This is a genomic window from Pseudomonas sp. ICBG1301 (assembly GCF_016918385.1).
GTDB classification, from domain to species: domain Bacteria; phylum Pseudomonadota; class Gammaproteobacteria; order Pseudomonadales; family Pseudomonadaceae; genus Aquipseudomonas; species Aquipseudomonas palleroniana.
This window is the reverse complement of the sequence record NZ_JAEKGB010000006.1, coordinates 214,472-231,775: the sequence shown is the minus strand read 5'-3', so window position 1 is coordinate 231,775 and position 17,304 is coordinate 214,472. Positions and strand designations below refer to the sequence as shown.

Annotated in this window: 13 protein-coding genes and 2 tRNA genes; 7 read left to right on the top strand and 8 right to left on the bottom strand. The window is 60.2% G+C overall.

Annotated elements, in window-relative coordinates; genetic code table 11:
• Window positions 1-17: 17 nt before the first annotated feature.
• Window positions 18-971, top strand: coding sequence for a hypothetical protein (locus JBE38_RS16385; protein ID WP_205344686.1), 954 nt, complete (start codon window positions 18-20; stop codon window positions 969-971).
• A gap of 130 nt (window positions 972-1,101) precedes the next feature.
• On the opposite strand, the gene dinB is transcribed toward JBE38_RS16385, so the two are convergent.
• The gene (dinB, locus tag JBE38_RS16380) at window positions 1,102-2,160 is read right to left on the bottom strand and encodes a DNA polymerase IV (RefSeq protein WP_205344685.1); all 1,059 of its coding nucleotides are present in this window, start codon (window positions 2,158-2,160) and stop codon (window positions 1,102-1,104) included.
• A 279-nt stretch (window positions 2,161-2,439) separates the two neighbouring features.
• Between dinB and JBE38_RS16375 the strand changes: the two genes are divergently transcribed.
• The 4 genes from JBE38_RS16375 (at window position 2,440) to JBE38_RS16360 (ending at window position 7,142) form a co-directional block, all read left to right on the top strand.
• Window positions 2,440-2,516, top strand: a tRNA-Met gene (locus tag JBE38_RS16375).
• 341 nt (window positions 2,517-2,857) lie between these two features.
• A tRNA-Met gene (locus tag JBE38_RS16370) sits at window positions 2,858-2,934 on the top strand.
• A gap of 279 nt (window positions 2,935-3,213) precedes the next feature.
• Window positions 3,214-5,856, top strand: a complete 2,643-nt coding sequence (gene mprF, locus JBE38_RS16365) for a bifunctional lysylphosphatidylglycerol flippase/synthetase MprF (protein WP_090368783.1) — start codon at window positions 3,214-3,216, stop codon at window positions 5,854-5,856.
• Window positions 5,856-7,142, top strand: a complete 1,287-nt coding sequence (locus JBE38_RS16360) for a virulence factor family protein (protein ID WP_060754263.1) — start codon at window positions 5,856-5,858, stop codon at window positions 7,140-7,142. Before mprF ends, JBE38_RS16360 begins: the two co-directional genes overlap by 1 nt.
• A 133-nt stretch (window positions 7,143-7,275) precedes the next feature.
• Here JBE38_RS16360 and recJ read toward each other — a convergent pair whose 3' ends face one another.
• Both recJ and JBE38_RS16350 read right to left on the bottom strand, forming a co-directional pair.
• A complete protein-coding gene (recJ, locus tag JBE38_RS16355) occupies window positions 7,276-8,985 on the bottom strand; it encodes a single-stranded-DNA-specific exonuclease RecJ (protein ID WP_205344684.1) in 1,710 nt (569 codons plus the stop codon).
• Between the two features lie 51 nt (window positions 8,986-9,036).
• A complete protein-coding gene (locus tag JBE38_RS16350; RefSeq protein WP_090368781.1) occupies window positions 9,037-9,579 on the bottom strand; it encodes a YaeQ family protein in 543 nt (180 codons plus the stop codon).
• Between the two features lie 149 nt (window positions 9,580-9,728).
• On the opposite strand from JBE38_RS16350, the gene JBE38_RS16345 reads away from it, so the two are divergent.
• Window positions 9,729-10,928 (top strand): CaiB/BaiF CoA transferase family protein, encoded by a 1,200-nt coding sequence (locus tag JBE38_RS16345; protein WP_205344683.1) that lies wholly within the window; start codon window positions 9,729-9,731, stop codon window positions 10,926-10,928.
• Window positions 10,928-11,812 (top strand): TIGR02285 family protein, encoded by an 885-nt coding sequence (locus JBE38_RS16340; RefSeq protein ID WP_205344682.1) that lies wholly within the window; start codon window positions 10,928-10,930, stop codon window positions 11,810-11,812. The genes JBE38_RS16345 and JBE38_RS16340 overlap by 1 nt, the downstream gene beginning before the upstream one ends.
• Before the next feature lie 170 nt (window positions 11,813-11,982).
• Here JBE38_RS16340 and JBE38_RS16335 read toward each other — a convergent pair whose 3' ends face one another.
• From JBE38_RS16335 to xerD, 5 genes are all read right to left on the bottom strand, one after another.
• Window positions 11,983-12,267 (bottom strand): DUF3509 domain-containing protein, encoded by a 285-nt coding sequence (locus JBE38_RS16335; protein ID WP_060754268.1) that lies wholly within the window; start codon window positions 12,265-12,267, stop codon window positions 11,983-11,985.
• 280 nt (window positions 12,268-12,547) lie between these two features.
• Entirely contained in the window at window positions 12,548-13,957 is a 1,410-nt protein-coding gene (gene thrC / locus JBE38_RS16330) for a threonine synthase (protein WP_205344681.1), read from the bottom strand.
• Window positions 13,958-14,024: 67 nt separating this feature from the next.
• Window positions 14,025-15,329, bottom strand: coding sequence for a homoserine dehydrogenase (locus JBE38_RS16325; protein WP_060754270.1), 1,305 nt, complete (start codon window positions 15,327-15,329; stop codon window positions 14,025-14,027).
• 130 nt (window positions 15,330-15,459) lie between these two features.
• Window positions 15,460-16,191 (bottom strand): thioredoxin fold domain-containing protein, encoded by a 732-nt coding sequence (locus JBE38_RS16320; RefSeq protein WP_060754271.1) that lies wholly within the window; start codon window positions 16,189-16,191, stop codon window positions 15,460-15,462.
• Window positions 16,192-16,341: 150 nt separating this feature from the next.
• The gene (gene xerD, locus JBE38_RS16315; protein ID WP_090368769.1) at window positions 16,342-17,238 is read right to left on the bottom strand and encodes a site-specific tyrosine recombinase XerD; all 897 of its coding nucleotides are present in this window, start codon (window positions 17,236-17,238) and stop codon (window positions 16,342-16,344) included.
• Between the last annotated feature and the right edge of the window lie 66 nt (window positions 17,239-17,304).

Below are 17,304 nucleotides of genomic sequence, written 5' to 3'. Positions count from 1 at the left end.
CCAGATCAAGAGAAGTCATGTTCAAGCGAAACACCAGAGCCCTGGGGGGCGCCGCCTTGTGCGGCGCCCTGCTGGTCAGCGGCTGTGCCAACCATATGTCACAGCGCAGTGAGCACGAGGAGCGGATCGAGCGCAAGTTGCTCGACCACAGCCTGCAGATCGATGTAGGCAAGCCCAAAGTGCTGGAACTGCCGCAACGCCGGGTTCGGATTCACGAGCAAAAGACCTTTGAGGTCACCGAATTCGAAGTGACCCGCCGTTACGATCGCTATACCCCCTATCAACCCTGGCGCAAGGTCTACGAGATGCCTTTGGGCGCGGTAGCCCTGGTGGCGGGCGCGGGAGCCAACGTGGCGAACATCTTCGCCCTCGGCAACCTGCCCACCAGCATGACCCGTGACTGGCTGAGCTACGGCGTGGACGGCATCAACCCGTTCATGAACGTGCAATCCCATGGCCGTGCGCAACAGAACCTGGCGGGTATCGATGAAGTCCAGCGCGACAAGCGCCTGGAGTATTCGAGCCTGCCTTGGAGCGAACGCCCGGTACAAGTCACCGCCGGCAAGCAAACCCACGAACTGACCACCGACCGCAACGGCGTCTTGCGCCTGAACCTGTTGGACAGTCCGTTTGCCGAGCAAGACCTGAACCGGATCAGCACCCTGAAAATCAGCGTCGAAGATGGCCAGGACGACGTGCACTCAGACTCCACCTTGGCGATCAGCAGCACTCTGCGCAGCAAGTTGCTCGAAGCCCATGGCCTGATTTACGACGACCTTGAAGACGACGAAGTCAACCAGTGGGTGCATCGCGTCAAGCGTCTGTCAGAACTGGGCCTGGAAGAAGAAGCCAGTGAGCTGGAGCAAAGCCTGATCGAGCTGACCCGCAATGATCCTGAATTGCAGCAGGAATTCCTGCAGGCACTGACCAAGGATGCGGGGCGACTTGTCGCAGATCCTGGGACTCGCTGATATTCCTGGGCCAATGTAGATCCAAATGTGGGAGGGGGCTTGCTCCCGATAGCAGTGTGTCAGCTATGCATAAGCTAACTGATAGACCGCAATCGGGAGCAAGCCCCCTTCCACATGTTGCTCCCGGTGTTTACCAGGAGAACTCTAATTGCTCGTTGCCACCACTGAGGTCGAGCAAGCGCACGCCAATCCCCAGCAATCGCACCGGTTTGCCGCCGCGATTGAACGCCTGGGTCATCAACTGTTGATAACTCTCCAAATCCCGCCCTGCCCCCGCCTGCTCCAAGGTCGTCTGGGTAAAGTCATGAAATTTCACCTTAACGAACGGCTTGCCCGCACGGTAGCTGCTGTCGATGCGCGCCATGCGCCCGGCCAGGGTTTCCATCAGCTCAGGGAGTTTTGCCAGACAACTTGAGAGATCCGGCAGGTCCACATCGTATGTATTTTCCACACTGATGGATTGCCGACGGCTGTCGTTGTGTACCACGCGGTCATCGATCCCACGCGCAAGGCTCCAAAGCCGCTCACCAAAACTGCCGAATTCGCGCACCAGCGCCAGCTTGTTCCACTCACGTAGTTGCAGGCAGTCCTCAATGCCCAGGCGCGCCAATTTGTCGGCCGTCACCTTGCCCACACCATGCAACTTGTTCACCCGCAACTGGGAAACAAAGTCTTCGACCTGGTCTGGGGTGATCACAAACAGACCGTTGGGCTTCTTCCAATCGCTGGCGATCTTCGCCAGAAACTTGTTCGGCGCTACGCCGGCCGACACCGTGATGTGCAATTGGTTGGAGACGCGGCGACGAATGTCCTGGGCTATACGTGTGGCGCTGCCGCCAAAATGCTGGCTATCGGAGACGTCCAGGTAGGCTTCGTCCAGCGACAGCGGTTCGATCAGGTCGGTGTAGTCACGAAAGATCGCCTGGATTTCCTTCGACGCTTCCTTATAGGCATCCATACGCGGCTTGACGATGGTCAGGTCGGGGCACAATTTCAGGGCGTGGCGTGACGACATCGCGGAACGCACCCCGTACGCCCGAGCTTCATAGTTACAGGTAGCGATCACGCCCCGGCGATCGGCGGAGCCACCCACGGCCAGGGGCTTTTGCGCCAGGCTCGGGTCGTCACGCATCTCAATGGCGGCGTAGAAGCAATCACAGTCGATGTGGATGATTTTGCGCTGCGTCATATAAACGGGGGTGTGGCCCAACGGGTGGTCAGTATCGCATTCGTTACTGTATATAGCACCAGTAGTTTGAAACTTCCGTTTGAGCGGTAGGAAATCGCCCAAAGGAATTTATTTTCTCAATCGAATCCAGCGCCCCAATAGAGCTGAAAGCCTCGGCCAGACTGGCCCCGCGCCCATCCAGAGCTGACTTTTCAGAGCTAACCGATTGAACCACAAGCGCTTTTTTTAGAATCACGGGTTGACACGGTGACATTCCTCTGTAGAATGCCGACCCACAGACGCGGGATGGAGCAGTCTGGTAGCTCGTCGGGCTCATAACCCGAAGGTCGTCGGTTCAAATCCGGCTCCCGCAACCAAACATCAAAAAAGGCTACTCGAAAGAGTGGCCTTTTTTGTGCGTGCTGATTTTTCCTTGTTAAGCCACTACGTGCTGCGGCATAACTCTGTAGTAGTGAGCGGGCTTGCCCCGCGCTGGGTGGCGCAGCCGCCCCAACAAGGACGCCGCGCGATTTCAGAAAGACCGAGGTGGCTGGATCTAGGGCGGCTGCGCCACCCAGCGCGGGGCAAGCCCGCTCACTACAAAGCGTTTTCAATCGCGGACTTAGGCCAGCCCGAGCGGCTGATTCACACTTATTTGACTCATTAGCCCATTAACGGTTGACACCTCGTCGCTGGACTGTAGAATGCCGCCCACAGACGCGGGATGGAGCAGCCTGGTAGCTCGTCGGGCTCATAACCCGAAGGTCGTCGGTTCAAATCCGGCTCCCGCAACCAAATATCAAGAAAGGCCACTCGAAAGAGTGGCCTTTTTTGTATCCTGTGAAAAAGTTCTTCTGAAACAATGGCATGGCATCTTTCATGAAACCGTACACGGTTTGCAGAGTCCATGTCATTGCAAGCTATGCTCAGTACTCAAGCAAGACCCTCTACGACCAATGGCCGCAGTCGCCGCTCCCGGCGATACGCGTTAATATTTGTAATTATTTTGTCCATAGGGATTGGTAACTTGGCTCGATACCTCCATCCTGTCGCGCACGATCCACGAGGTGATTGATGCGCGCCAACTCGTCTGAACCACAAGACACCGTCACAGCAGAACAACCGATCCCACCCACCCGCTTGCGCTGGATAGATCTGTTGAGCAAGTACCGCCAACCCATCGGGCTGGCCGTCACCCTGTTGCTGTTCGCAATCGCCCTGATCGCCTGCCGACACCTGTTGCTGGAACTGGACCTGTACGCCCTCCACGACTCGATCCTGGAAGTGCCCAAGCCGGCGCTGCTGGGTGCATTTGCCGCAGCGGTCGCCGGCTTTATCATTCTATTGGGCTATGAATTTTCCGGCGCACGCTATGCCGGCGTGACACTGCCCGCAAAAACCCTGGCCATGGGCGGCTTCACCGCCTTTGCCATCGGCAATGCCATTGGCCTGTCGATGCTCTCGGGTGGTTCGGTGCGCTATCGTTTATATGCCCGCCATGGTATCGGGGCCACTGAAGTCGCCCACATGACCGTGTTCGCCAGCCTGGCCCTGGGCACCGCCCTGCCGCCGCTGGCCGCATTGGCCACGCTGAGCAACCTGCCGGCGGCGTCCACCTACCTGCATTTGCCGCAAAGCTTGCTGGGCGGTATTGCCGGCGCGGTGCTGGTGCTGTCGGCGGTGCTGTGCATCGGCATTTATCGCCGCCGCCTGCCCGAACAGCCTTACCCGGACAATCTGCTGGTCAAGGCCGGGCGTCGTACCTTGCGCCTGCCAGGCCGTCGCCTGACCTTCCTGCAATTGATCATTACCGCATTGGACGTCGCCGCTGCCGCGACCGTCCTTTATATGCTGTTGCCGGAAGCCCCGCCGTTTGGCCCGTTCCTGCTGGTGTACCTGCTGGCCCTGGCCGCAGGCGTGCTCAGCCATGTACCGGGCGGTGTCGGCGTGTTCGAAGCCATTCTGCTGGCCGCGTTCGCCGACAAACTCGGCGCGGCACCGCTGGCGGCAGCCTTGCTCTTGTACCGCATGATCTACGTGGTACTGCCGCTGTTGATCGCCTGTATCTTCCTGCTGGTCAACGAAGCCCAACGCCTGTTCCAGACCCAGCAGAGCCTGCGGGTGGCATCCGGTCTCGCGGCGCCCGTACTGGCCGTACTGGTTTTTTTGTCCGGCGTGGTCCTGCTGTTTTCCGGCGCAACCCCGGAAATCGACTCACGCCTGGAAAACATCGGTTTCCTGATTCCCCACCGCCTGATTGACGCCTCGCACTTTGGTGCCAGCCTGATCGGCGTACTGTGCCTGCTGCTCGCCCAGGGCTTGCGTCGACGCTTGTCCGCCGCCTGGATGCTGACCATGGTGCTGCTGTTGACCGGCGCCCTGCTCTCCCTGCTCAAAGGCTTCGACTGGGAAGAAGCCAGCCTGATGATCATGACCGCCGTGCTGCTGGCGATCTTCCGTCGTTCGTTCTACCGCGCCAGCCGCTTGACCGAACTGCCGTTCTCGCCGCTGTACCTGGTGGCTAGCGTGTGCGTGCTGGGGGCCTCGATCTGGCTGCTGCTGTTCGCCTATCAAGACGTGCCTTACAGCCACCAGCTGTGGTGGCAATTCACCCTGGACGCCAACGCCCCACGCGGCCTGCGCTCGCTGCTGGGCGCGGCGGTGCTGCTGGTGATCGTCTCACTGACCTGGTTGCTGCGTACCGCACGCCCGATCATTCATTTGCCGACACCGGATGAACTGGAACGCGCCACCAGGATCCTGATGGCCTCCTCCCAGCCCGATGGCGGCCTGGCACTGACCGGCGACAAGGCGTTGCTGTTCCACCCCAACGACGAAGCCTTCCTGATGTACGCCCGTCGCGGGCGCAGCCTGGTGGCCTTGTATGACCCGATCGGGCCGACCCAGCCGCGCGCCGAAATGATCTGGCAGTTCCGCGACCTGTGCGACATCCATCATGCCCGCCCGGTGTTCTATCAGGTACGTGCCGAGAACCTGCCGTACTACATGGATATCGGCCTCACCGCGATCAAGCTGGGCGAAGAGGCCCGCGTCGACCTGAAACGCTTTGACCTGGAAGCCAAGGGCAAAGAGATGAAGGACCTGCGCTACACCTGGAACCGTGGCACCCGGGACGGTTTGTCCCTGGAGATCTTCGATCAGGGCCAGGCCCCGATGGATGAACTCAAAGTCATCTCCGATGCCTGGCTGACCGGCAAGAACGTACGGGAAAAAGGCTTCTCCCTGGGACGCTTCAGCGACGACTACCTCAAGCACTTCAGAATTGCGATCGTCCGCTTCGAAGGGCGCCCGGTGGCCTTCGCCAACCTGCTCGAGACTTACAACCACGACCTGGCCAGCCTCGACCTGATGCGCGCCCACCCCGACGCGCCCAAGCTGACCATGGAATTCATGATGGTTGGCCTGATTCAACACTATAAGAACCATGACTACGCTCGTTTCAGCCTCGGCATGGTGCCCCTGTCAGGCTTGCAGCCACGCCGCGGTGCCCCGCTGACCCAGCGTCTGGGTTCGATGGTGTTCCGTCGTGGCGAGCAACTGTATAACTTCCAAGGTTTGCGCCGCTTCAAAGACAAGTTCCAGCCCGACTGGGAACCTCGTTACATGGCCGTGCCCGCAGGACTTGATCCGCTGGTGGCACTGGCCGATACCGCCGCCCTGATTGCAGGCGGCTTGACTGGATTGGTGAAACGCTGATGATTCGACGCTCCTGGCGGTATGTATTGGCCATCGTAGTGCTGCTCGTCCTGATTGCAGGCGGTGGCTATTGGTACTGGAACCGCCCTGCCCCGCAACCGATCCTAGAACAATTGCCTCAGGCCGATGGTTCGGTGATGACCCGCGTAACCCCCAACGGCACACCGAAAGCCCGCGTGGCGGTAGCCGTGCTGGCCGATGAAGTCCTGAGCGACAGCCAGCTGATTGCCCTGAGCCAGGGCGGCAAGGCACAAATCGTTCAGGTCATCCTGCCAAAGGGTGACTGCACGTTGCAGGAACAAGCGCTGCAAAGCGCTCTGGGCCAGCTTAAAGGCCCGGCGACCCTGGTCAGCGGTATCGGCCCGGGTGCGGCACTGGCATGGCGCTGGCTCGCCACACAGAACGATGACAAGGCCAACGCTATCTCCGTCGGTTTCGCTTTAGTGCAGGAAGGTTGCAAGGACCCGCTGCCGAAAACCGCCGCCCATGGCAACTGGCTGGTGGCCTGGAACGACAACCCCGACGACGAGAGCGCCAGTTTCGTACGTGATACCCCGCGCGCGACCACCAGCATCAGCGACTACGACATTCACTACCCACAAGTGCTGAACAACGAACTGCGCAAGCAACTGGTGGGTTCGGACAACGGCGGCCTGGCGATTCCCGTGGTTGAAGTGCCGGCCGGCCAAGCCAAGGACACCGTCACCCTGTTCCTCTCCGGTGATGGCGGCTGGCGCGACCTGGACCGCGACGTAGCCGGTGAAATGGCCAAGATCGGCTACCCGGTCGTCGGTATCGACACCCTGCGCTATTACTGGCAGCACAAGACCCCTGAGCAAAGCGCCAAGGACCTCACCGAACTGATGCAACACTACCGGCAGAAGTGGGGCACCAAGCGCTTCGTACTGACCGGCTACTCGTTCGGTGCCGATGTGCTGCCTGCCATCTATAACCGCATGCCGGAAAACGAGCAGCAACGGGTTGACGCGATCATCCTGCTGGCCTTCGCACGTACCGGCAGCTTTGAAATCGAAGTGGAAGGCTGGCTGGGCAACGCGGGCAAAGAAGCCGCTACCGGCCCGGAAATGGCCAAGCTGCCGGCTGACAAAGTGGTGTGCATCTACGGCGCCGAAGAAGTCGACGAGAGCGGCTGCACCGACAAGACTGCCGTGGGCGAAGCCGTGAAGCTGCCAGGCGGGCATCACTTCGATGAGAACTACCCGGCACTGGCCAAGCGCCTGGTGGATATCATCGTGAAGCACCAGGCCAAGGACAAAACCGAGTAACTTCTTTACACCCAACAAACTGTGGGAGGGGGCTTGCTCCCGATAGCGGCAAGTCAGTCACATCATCGTTGACTGACACACCGTAATCGGGAGCAAGCCCCCTCCCACAGTTGTTTTGGGGTGTTGCTCGGATCTAGCGCGGTTCTATGTGTGCAATCATCAACTGCACAGTTTCATTGCCTCGAAACTCGTTCACATCCAGCTTGTAGGCCAACTCAACCCAGCGCACGGTCGGGTTCGGCCAGACCTCTCGGTCGACACCAAACGCAATGCCATCAAGCTTCACCGACCCGCATTCGCTCTTGAGCACCACTTTCAGGTGCCGCTCACCGACCACGCGCTGCTCCACCAACTGGAACACCCCGTGAAACAACGGCTCCGGGAAGTGTTGCCCCCAAGGCCCGGCATGTCGCAGTGCGCGTGCCAGCTCCAGATGAAATTCTTCCACCGCCAGCGTGCCGTCAGACAGCAGGCGCCCCGTGAGGTCTTCCTCACGCAGTTGCCGACGTACTTCAGCATCAAACGCTTGGGCAAACAGTGGGAAATTCGCCTCGGGCAACGTCAGGCCAGCCGCCATCGCGTGGCCGCCGTATTTGGTGATCAGGTTGGGATACTGGCTCGCCACGACGGCCAAGGCATCACGGATATGAAAACCCTGTACGGAGCGCCCAGAGCCCTTGAGCAGCCCATCACCGGCATCGGCAAAAGCGATGGTCGGGCGGAAATAGCGTTCTTTCATGCGTGACGCCAGAATGCCGATGACACCCTGGTGCCACTCCGGGTCGAACAGACACAAGCCATAAGGCATCGACTCCACCGGCAAGTCCTTGAGCTGAGCCAGCGCCTCGCGCTGCATGCCTTGCTCAATGGATTTGCGGTCCTGGTTCATGCCATCGAGTTGCGCGGCCATTTCCCGTGCCGCGGCAAAGTCGCTCGTGAGCAGGCACTCAATACCCAGGCTCATGTCATCCAGGCGCCCGGCAGCGTTGAGCCGTGGCCCCAGGATAAAACCGAGGTCGGTGGACGTAATGCGCGCGTGATCACGCTTGGCGACTTCGAGGATCGCCTTGATCCCCGGCCGGGCGCGACCGGCACGGATACGCTCCAGCCCCTGATGCACCAGGATGCGATTATTGGCATCCAACGGCACCACGTCGGCGACACTGCCCAAGGCCACGAGGTCGAGCAATTCACCGATATTCGGTTGCGGCTGGCTGTCGTACCAGCCCAGGCTGCGCAAACGGGCGCGCAGGGCCATCAATACGTAAAAGATCACCCCTACGCCGGCCAGCGCCTTGCTGGGAAACTCGCAGCCCGGCTGGTTCGGGTTGACGATGGCATCCGCCGCCGGCAACTCATCCCCGGGCAAGTGGTGGTCAGTGACCAGCACCTTCAAACCCGCCGCCTTCGCCGCCGCCACGCCTTCGACGCTGGAAATCCCGTTGTCCACGGTAATCAGCAACTGCGGCTGACGCTGCAGCGCCACTTGGACAATTTCCGGGGTCAAACCGTACCCATACTCGAATCGGTTCGGCACCAGGTAATCCACATGGGCCGCCCCCAGCAGACGCAGGCCCAGGGTGCCCACGGTGCTGGCCGTGGCGCCGTCGGCATCGAAGTCACCGACGATCAGGATGCGCTGGCGCTGCTCCAAGGCCGTCACCAACAGGTCTACCGCCGCGTCGATGCCCTTGAGCTGCTGGTAGGGAATCAACCGCGCCAGGCTCTTGTCCAGCTCGGCTTGCGACTGCACCCCGCGTGCGGCGTACAGACGGGTCAACAACGGTGGCAAGTCACCGAGAAACGGCAGGACAGCAGGCAACGGGCGAGGATCGATACGCATGGGACGCTTGGGAAATCTCTTTGGGTAAATGAGGAACTGGCTGGCTTGTTTTCAACCGCGCTCGCCGGCCAGCCATTGCAATTGCACTTCGTGCTGCCCACGGTCGTCGGTGACGAACATCGTGCCTTCGCTGATCATCACATCCCACTTGATAACGCGGGGCATGTCCTTGGCCAGGGTCTCGAGGACGTCCTGCGGCACGGCCGCGATATTTACGTTCTTCAGGTTGTTCGCCACCGGGACCACCTTGCCCTCCCACACACGCAGGCTGCCATAGGCCAAAAGGCTGGTGCGCTCGGTACGGCGTGAACACCAGGTCAGGCGGTCGGCGTCAGGTTGGCCGACTTCTATCCAGTGCAGAACACGGTCATCCAGACTTTTTTCCCACAGGGCCGGCTCGTCTACATCTGACAGACCGCGGCCAAACGTCAACTGCTCGTTGTACCAGAGGGCATAGGCCAGCAGGCGTACAGTCATGCGTTCTTCGGTTTCCGAAGGGTGGCGGGCAATGGTCTGCTTGACGTTTTCGTACACCGAACGGTCAAGGTCGGTGAGGTTGAGTTCGAATTTGTAGGTCGTGGACGGCTGGGCCATGAACGGGCTTCTAGTAGACTGGGAAAGGTTGCCAGTCTACCCGATGCGAGGGCCATTCAACGAATACTGCGCTGCATCATCCTTATCCGTGCGCCGCTCGCCTATGTTAAAAGGCATCACACCACCGTCCTGAGCAGACAAGGAACCTCATGTCGTTTAATGCCAAACCACTCGCCGGCCTGAAAGTCATCGAATTGGGCACCCTGATCGCCGGCCCGTTTGCGTCGCGTATCTGTGCCGAATTTGGTGCAGAGGTCATCAAGGTCGAATCTCCGGACGGCGGCGACCCGCTGCGCAAATGGCGCAAGCTGTATGAAGGCACCTCGTTGTGGTGGTTTGTGCAGGCGCGCAACAAGCAGTCACTGACGCTGAACCTCAAGCATCCGGACGGCCTGGCGATCCTCAAGCAGCTGTTGGCGGACGCCGACATCCTGATCGAAAACTTCCGCCCCGGCGTCCTGGAGAAACTCGGCCTCAATTGGGAAACCCTGCACGCACTGAACCCAAAACTGGTGATGGTGCGTCTGTCCGGCTTCGGCCAGACAGGGCCGATGAAGGACCAGCCGGGGTTCGGCGCGGTGGGTGAGTCCATGGGCGGCTTGCGCTACATCACCGGCTTCGAAGATCGTCCGCCGGTGCGTACCGGGATTTCCATCGGTGATTCGATTGCCGCGTTGTGGGCGGTCATCGGCGCGTTGATGGCGTTGCGTCATCGGGAGGTCAACGGTGGCCTGGGGCAGGTGGTGGACGTGGCGTTGTACGAGGCCATTTTCGCGATGATGGAAAGCATGATTCCGGAGTTCGACGTGTTCGGGTTCATCCGCGAGCGCACCGGCAACATCATGCCGGGCATCACACCCTCCTCGATCCATACCAGTGCCGATGGCAAGCACGTGCAGATCGGCGCCAATGGCGATGCGATCTTTAAACGTTTCATGGCCGCCATTGGCCGTGAGGACTTGGCCAACGATCCGCAACTGGCCGGCAACGATGGGCGCGACAGCCGTCGTGATGAGCTCTACGGCGTGATTGATCGCTGGGTCAATTCGCTGCCGCTGGCTCAAGTGATACAGGTCCTGAACCAAGCCGAGGTGCCCGCCAGTCGCATCTACAGCGCTGAAGACATGCTGGGCGACCCACAATTTCTGGCCCGCGAGATGTTCCTCAAGGCACAGCTGCCGGACGGCAAGGACTTCAAGATGCCGGGGATCGTGCCCAAGCTCTCGGACACACCGGGCAGTTGTGAATGGGTCGGGCCGCAGTTGGGCGAGCACAACAACACCGTGCTCAATAAGCTGGGCTACGACGCCGCTGCCATTACCCGTCTACGTGAGGATGGCGCGATCTGATGACTCGCCGCGCCCTGCGCAGGTTCATGCACGCGTGCCTGGCCAGCGTGATAACCCTCGGCTGGCCCCTGTCGGCCAGCGCCGAAGACACACTGACTTGGCTGCTGCGCGACCTGCCGCCACTGACTATCTTCGAAGGACCGCAAAAAGATCATGGGGCACTGGACCACCTGATACCGATGCTTGAAGCGCAGCTGCCGGAATATCACCATCAGGTGCTGCACGTGAATCGTGCCCGCGGCATGCAGATGCTGCGCAACCCATCATTGACCTGCGACCCCTCAGTGCTGTGGACCCCGGAGCGAGCAGCGTACGTGGCCTTTTCCGAACAGGCATTCGTGGTACTCAGCAATGGGGTGATGATCCGTCGCAGCCAGCGGGAAGCGATGGCACCGTTTATCGTCGATGGGAAGTTTGACCTGCAGGCATTCCTGCAAACCCCCGACGCCCGCCTTGGGGCCATCGCTGAGCGCAGCTACGGACCGGCGATCGATGAGCGTCTCAAGCAAACCGATTCGCACAAGCTCGCCCTGCATTACGGTAATGACGCCCTGGGCAGCCTGCTGCAAATGCAACGCCTGGGCCGGTTGGAAGCCGTGCTTGGTTACTGGACGGAAATCCGCTACCAGGCCACACGACAGGGCATAGCCCCTGATGACCTGATGTTCCTTGCGATAAAAGGCGCTGCGCCTTACCAACGCATCTACATCGGATGTTCGGACACCGTCGAGGGGCGCCGGGCCATCGCGCGGATCAATCAGGCACTGGAAGGCCTGCCACAGGCCGATGCGCAGAACGCCTATGCGCTATGGCTCGACCCGCACATGCGCGAGCGGTATTTGAAGGACAACCCCCACTTTTTCCAGGTTTCGCCGCTGCCCTGACAAATTTCAGGCAAAAAGAAACCCCGAGCAGTGGGGAGACAACTCGGGGTTAAACGTGGCCTACAAAGACCAGTACAGCAAGCCACAAACACCGGAGCACAATGTTTGCTCTTGCTGTTAAAAAATCTGACCGAGCTTGCTGTGGGAAGTTTCCACAGATGAACAATTCTTCATGCGCAGGCGGTGCTGCGGGTCTGGGCAGCGTTGCGCAAGGCCGCGATCACCGACGGCTCGAGGCGCCCCTCAGCAATCTTCAGGTCACGCAGCAGGCAATCCACCACGTCCACCAGGACGCGCTTATCGGTCAATTGTGCGCGATCGACTTCACGCTCCACCACGATGGCGCCGGCAGGGTTCTTCACAGTGACCAGGCACTCGTCCTGCACACCCGCGGTGGTCAACGTAACCTGATAAGGGCTCAGTGCTTCTTCGAGCAATAGGCTGATACTTTCCATCTCGATCACCACTCAATAGTTCGGGAACAATCGTTTCAACGGGAGCTGCATCTATCCTAAGTGACTGGTTGTGACGTAGGAAAGTTCGCTTTTTCGTCTTTATGGGGCCGTTAGGGTGTGACTTGGACCAGCATGCGCTTGCAACATGACAACGAAAAAACGGCCGCACCTAAGTGCTTATGCACGGGGGACTGTTTTTCGGGGTGTCCGAGGACGCCAGAAACAAAAACGCCGCTGACCCAGGGAAGGGAAAGCGGCGTTTTTGCCTACGTGGTTTGCCTTACAGCGGCTTACCGCGGTTGCCATGCTGGCTGACAAACGCCTGCACGGCCTTCAGGTCGTTGGCCAACACCGTGCAACGCTCTTCACGCTCGAACAGGTCAGTCAGGTGCGCCGGCAGTTCCAGCGCCTTGCCCACCCCGGCCTTCTCCACCGCTTCCGGGAATTTTACCGGGTGAGCAGTGCCGAGGATCACCATCGGGACATCCAGGCTGCGACGGCATTCACGGGCGGCCTTCACGCCGATGGCGGTGTGCGGGTCAAGCAGTTCGCCAGTCTGGGCATAGACTTCAGCGATGGTTTCGCAGGTCTGCGCATCGTCCACGGCCAGGGAGTCGAACAGTTTGCGGGTCTCGGTCCAGCGCTCTTGCTCAACGCTGAAACCACCACCGCTTTTGAAGTTGTCCATCAAGCCGGCAATGGCTGCGCCGTTGCGCCCGTGCATGTCGAACAGCAGGCGTTCAAAGTTCGACGACACCATGATGTCCATGGACGGCGACAAGGTGGCGTGCAGGGTTTCCTTGACGTACTGGTTGCCGCTCATGAAGCGGTGCAGGATGTCGTTGCGATTGGTGGCGACGATCAACTGGTTGATCGGCAAGCCCATATTGCGCGCCAGGTAACCGGCGAAGATGTCGCCGAAGTTGCCGGTCGGCACCGAGAACGACACCGAACGCGCCGGCCCGCCCAACTGCAGCGAGGCGTGGAAGTAGTAGACGATCTGGGCCATGATGCGCGCCCAGTTGATCGAGTTCACTGCCACCAGGCGGGTGCCTTTCAGGAAACTCTGGTCAGCGAAGCTGTTCTTGACCATTTCCTGGCAGTCATCGAAATTGCCTTCGATGGCGATGTTATGGATGTTGTCACCCAAAATACTGGTCATCTGGCGACGCTGCACCTCCGACACACGCTTGTGCGGGTGCAGGATGAAGATGTCGACGTTTTTGCAGTGCTTGCAGCCCTCGATAGCCGCCGAGCCGGTATCACCGGAGGTCGCGCCGATAATCACCACGCGCTCGCCGCGCTTCTCCAGCACGTAGTCGAGCAGGCGACCCAGCAGTTGCAAGGCGAAGTCCTTGAACGCCAGGGTCGGGCCGTGGAACAGCTCGAGTACCCACTCGTTGCCGTTCAGTTGACGCAATGGCGCGATGGCGTTGTGGGAAAACACACCGTACGTCTCTTCCAGGATCTTCTTGAAATCCGCGTCCGGAATGCTGCCGGTAACGAACGGGCGCATCACCCGGAACGCCAGTTCGTGGTACGGCAGGCCGGCCCACGAAGCGATTTCTTCCTGGGTGAAACGTGGCAGGTTTTCCGGCACGTACAGGCCGCCGTCAGTGGCAAGGCCCGCCAGCAAAACGTCTTCGAAATTCAGGGCCGGTGCCTGGCCGCGGGTGCTGATATAAAGCATGACTGGCTCCTCTAAAACATTCTCGAACAGAGGCCGCCGCACACACGGGGCCTCTGGATCAAATCGGTTAGCTCAAGTGTTCGACACGAATGCGTACCACCGGGCCGACCACGCCCTGCAGGGCTTCCAGCGCGGTGATGGCATCGTTGATATGCTGCTCGAGCACGCGATGGGTCAGCAGGATCATCGGCACCTGGCCGTTCTGTTCCTCGACTTCCTTCTGCATGATCGACTCGATGTTGATACCGCGCTCCGACAGGATGCTCGCCACCTGGGCCAATACGCCCGGGTGATCCTTGGCCTGGATGCGCAGGTAGTAGGCACTTTCGCAAGCCTCGATCGGCAGGATCGGATGTGCCGACAGCGAATCCGGCTGGAAGGCCAGGTGCGGTACACGGTTTTCCGGGTCGCTGGTCATGGCGCGAACCACGTCCACTAGGTCGGCGATCACCGACGAAGCGGTCGGCTCCATGCCGGCGCCAGCGCCATAGAACAGGGTCGAGCCCGCCGCGTCACCGTTGACCATCACCGCGTTCATCACGCCATTGACGTTGGCGATCAGGCGATCGGCCGGGATCAGGGTCGGGTGTACACGCAACTCGATACCGGCCGCAGTGCTGCGCGCCACGCCCAGGTGCTTGATGCGGTAGCCCAGGGCTTCGGCGTAGTTCACGTCGGCGGTGGTCAGCTTGGTGATCCCCTCGGTGTAGGCTTTGTCGAACTGCAGCGGGATACCAAAGGCGATGGACGCCAGGATGGTCAGCTTGTGGGCGGCGTCGATGCCTTCGACGTCGAACGTCGGGTCGGCTTCGGCATAACCCAGGGCCTGGGCTTCGGCCAGCACGTCTTCGAAGGTACGGCCCTTCTCGCGCATTTCGGTGAGGATGAAGTTGCCGGTGCCGTTGATGATGCCGGCCACCCAGTTGATACGGTTGGCGGAAAGGCCCTCACGGATCGCCTTGATCACCGGGATACCGCCCGCCACGGCAGCTTCGAACGCAACGATCACGCCCTTCTCGCGGGCCTTGGCGAAGATTTCGTTGCCGTGTACGGCTATCAGCGCCTTGTTGGCGGTGACCACGTGCTTGCCATTCTCGATGGCCTTGAGCACCAGCTCACGCGCCACGGTGTAGCCGCCGACCAGTTCGATGACGATATCGATTTCAGGGTTGGTGGCCACTTCGAAGACATCGTTGGTAATCGCGATACCGGTCGTTTGGAACTGAGGCTTTGGCGAACGCGTGGCAATTTGCGCCACTTCAATCCCACGCCCTGCGCGGCGGGAAATTTCTTCGGCGTTACGCTGAAGTACGTTGAAGGTACCGCCACCGACGGTCCCTAACCCACAGATGCCTACTTTGACCGGTTTCACTGAAGAACTCCCCATGAAACGGCCGACGCTAGGTCGGCCGTGGAAAACAGCCGCACGACTGCGGCTTTCAATTTGATGGCCCGTCGATCTGTCGGCGGGCCATGGTCGTCAAAGGTTCGACGACGCTGATTTACTTGGCGCTCAGAGCCAGTTTGGCAACTTGTGGTGCCGGCTGGTAGCCCGGAATTACCTGACCGTCAGCCAAAACGATGGCCGGTGTACCGTTCACGCCGATTGACTGGCCCAGTGCGAACTGCTTGGAAACCGGATTGGCACATTTGGCCGCCTTGATTTCCTTGCCATCGACCATCTTGTCCATGGCCGCTTTCTTGTCGGTCGAGCACCACACCGCCTGCAATTGCTCGTCACCCGGCGAGCCCAGGCCCTGGCGCGGGAACGCGACGTAGCGGACTTCCACGCCGAGCTTGTTCAGCGCAGGCACTTCGGCATGCAGCTTGTGGCAGTACGGGCAGGTGGTGTCGGTGAATACGGTGATGTGGGTCTTGGTCTCGCCAATGGCCGGGTAGACCACGGTTTCAGCCACCGGGATACCGTTGATCAGCTTGGACACACCCAGGCGCTCGGCTTTTTCGGTCAGGTTGACCGGCTTGCCGTCCTTGAGCTGGAACAGGTAGCCCTGGACGATGTACTGGCCATCGGCACTGGCATACAGCACACGGCTGCCCTTGAGCTTGACTTCATACAGGCCGGCCATGGGGCTGGCGCTGATGCTTTCGATCGGGGTGTCGAGTTGCAGGTTGGCCAGGCTTTTGCGGATGGTCTGCTCGGCGGCGTCATCGGCGAATGCGAAGGTGGAAACCAACGCAATGGCTGCGGCGGCAATAATCTGGGTCAAGCGCATGGGAACTCCTGAAGGCAGATGCAGGGACGGGTGCGGAGCACCGCTTGAAGACACCGGGCTATAAACACAGGCGCCGTCCCCCTTACTAACCGGCAAAGCCTACCACAGTTGGGCCGCAGGGCAGCCCGTAGCCGGATAAATTGGCGGTTTTCAGCCACGCGGGTGATGTTTGGCATGCATGTCCTGCAAACGCGCACGCGCGACGTGGGTGTAGATCTGGGTTGTGGATAAGTCGCTGTGGCCCAGCAACATTTGCACGACCCGCAAATCCGCCCCATGGTTGAGCAAATGGGTGGCAAAGGCGTGACGCAATGTATGGGGTGACAACGCTTTGCCAATCCCGGCCACTTTGGCCTGGTACTTGATGCGGTGCCAGAAGGTCTGGCGGGTCATCTGCTCGCCGCGCAGGCTGGGAAACAGTACATCACTGGGCCGCCCACCGAGCAGTTCGCTGCGGGCATCGCGCATATAGCGCTCGACCCACACGATCGCTTCCTCGCCCATCGGCACCAAGCGCTCCTTGCTCCCCTTGCCCATCACCCGCAATACCCCCTGGCGCAGATTGACCTGCTCCAGGGTCAGGCTGATCAGTTCAGTCACCCGCAGGCCGCAGGCATACAGCACTTCGAGCATGGCACGATCACGCTGGCCGATGGCCTCACTGAGGTCGGGCGCGGCGAGCAAGGCATCCACATCGGCTTCCGACAAGGATTTGGGAAGAGGCCTACCAAGTTGCGGCATGTCGACCTGCAGGGTCGGGTCGACAGCGATCAGCTTTTCCCGCAGCAAGTAGCGATAAAAACCACGCACACCAGAGAGAAATCGTGCAGTGGAACGCGGCTTGTAGTTTTGCTCCAGGCGCCAGGCCAGATGATCCAGGATCAACTCGCGACCGGCATTGATCAGTTCGAGATTTTTCTCCTGCAACCAGCCATTGAACAGGGCCAAATCGCTGCGGTAGGCCTGGCGGGTGTTGTCCGACAAGCCTTTCTCCAGCCATAAAGCGTCAAGGAAGCGGTCGATCAGCGGGTGGTCAATGGCAGGCATGGGCACTCAAGCGGCGCAGCACAGGGCTTTGCGCGAATTATTTAGTGAACTGTGACAAGGCCCACT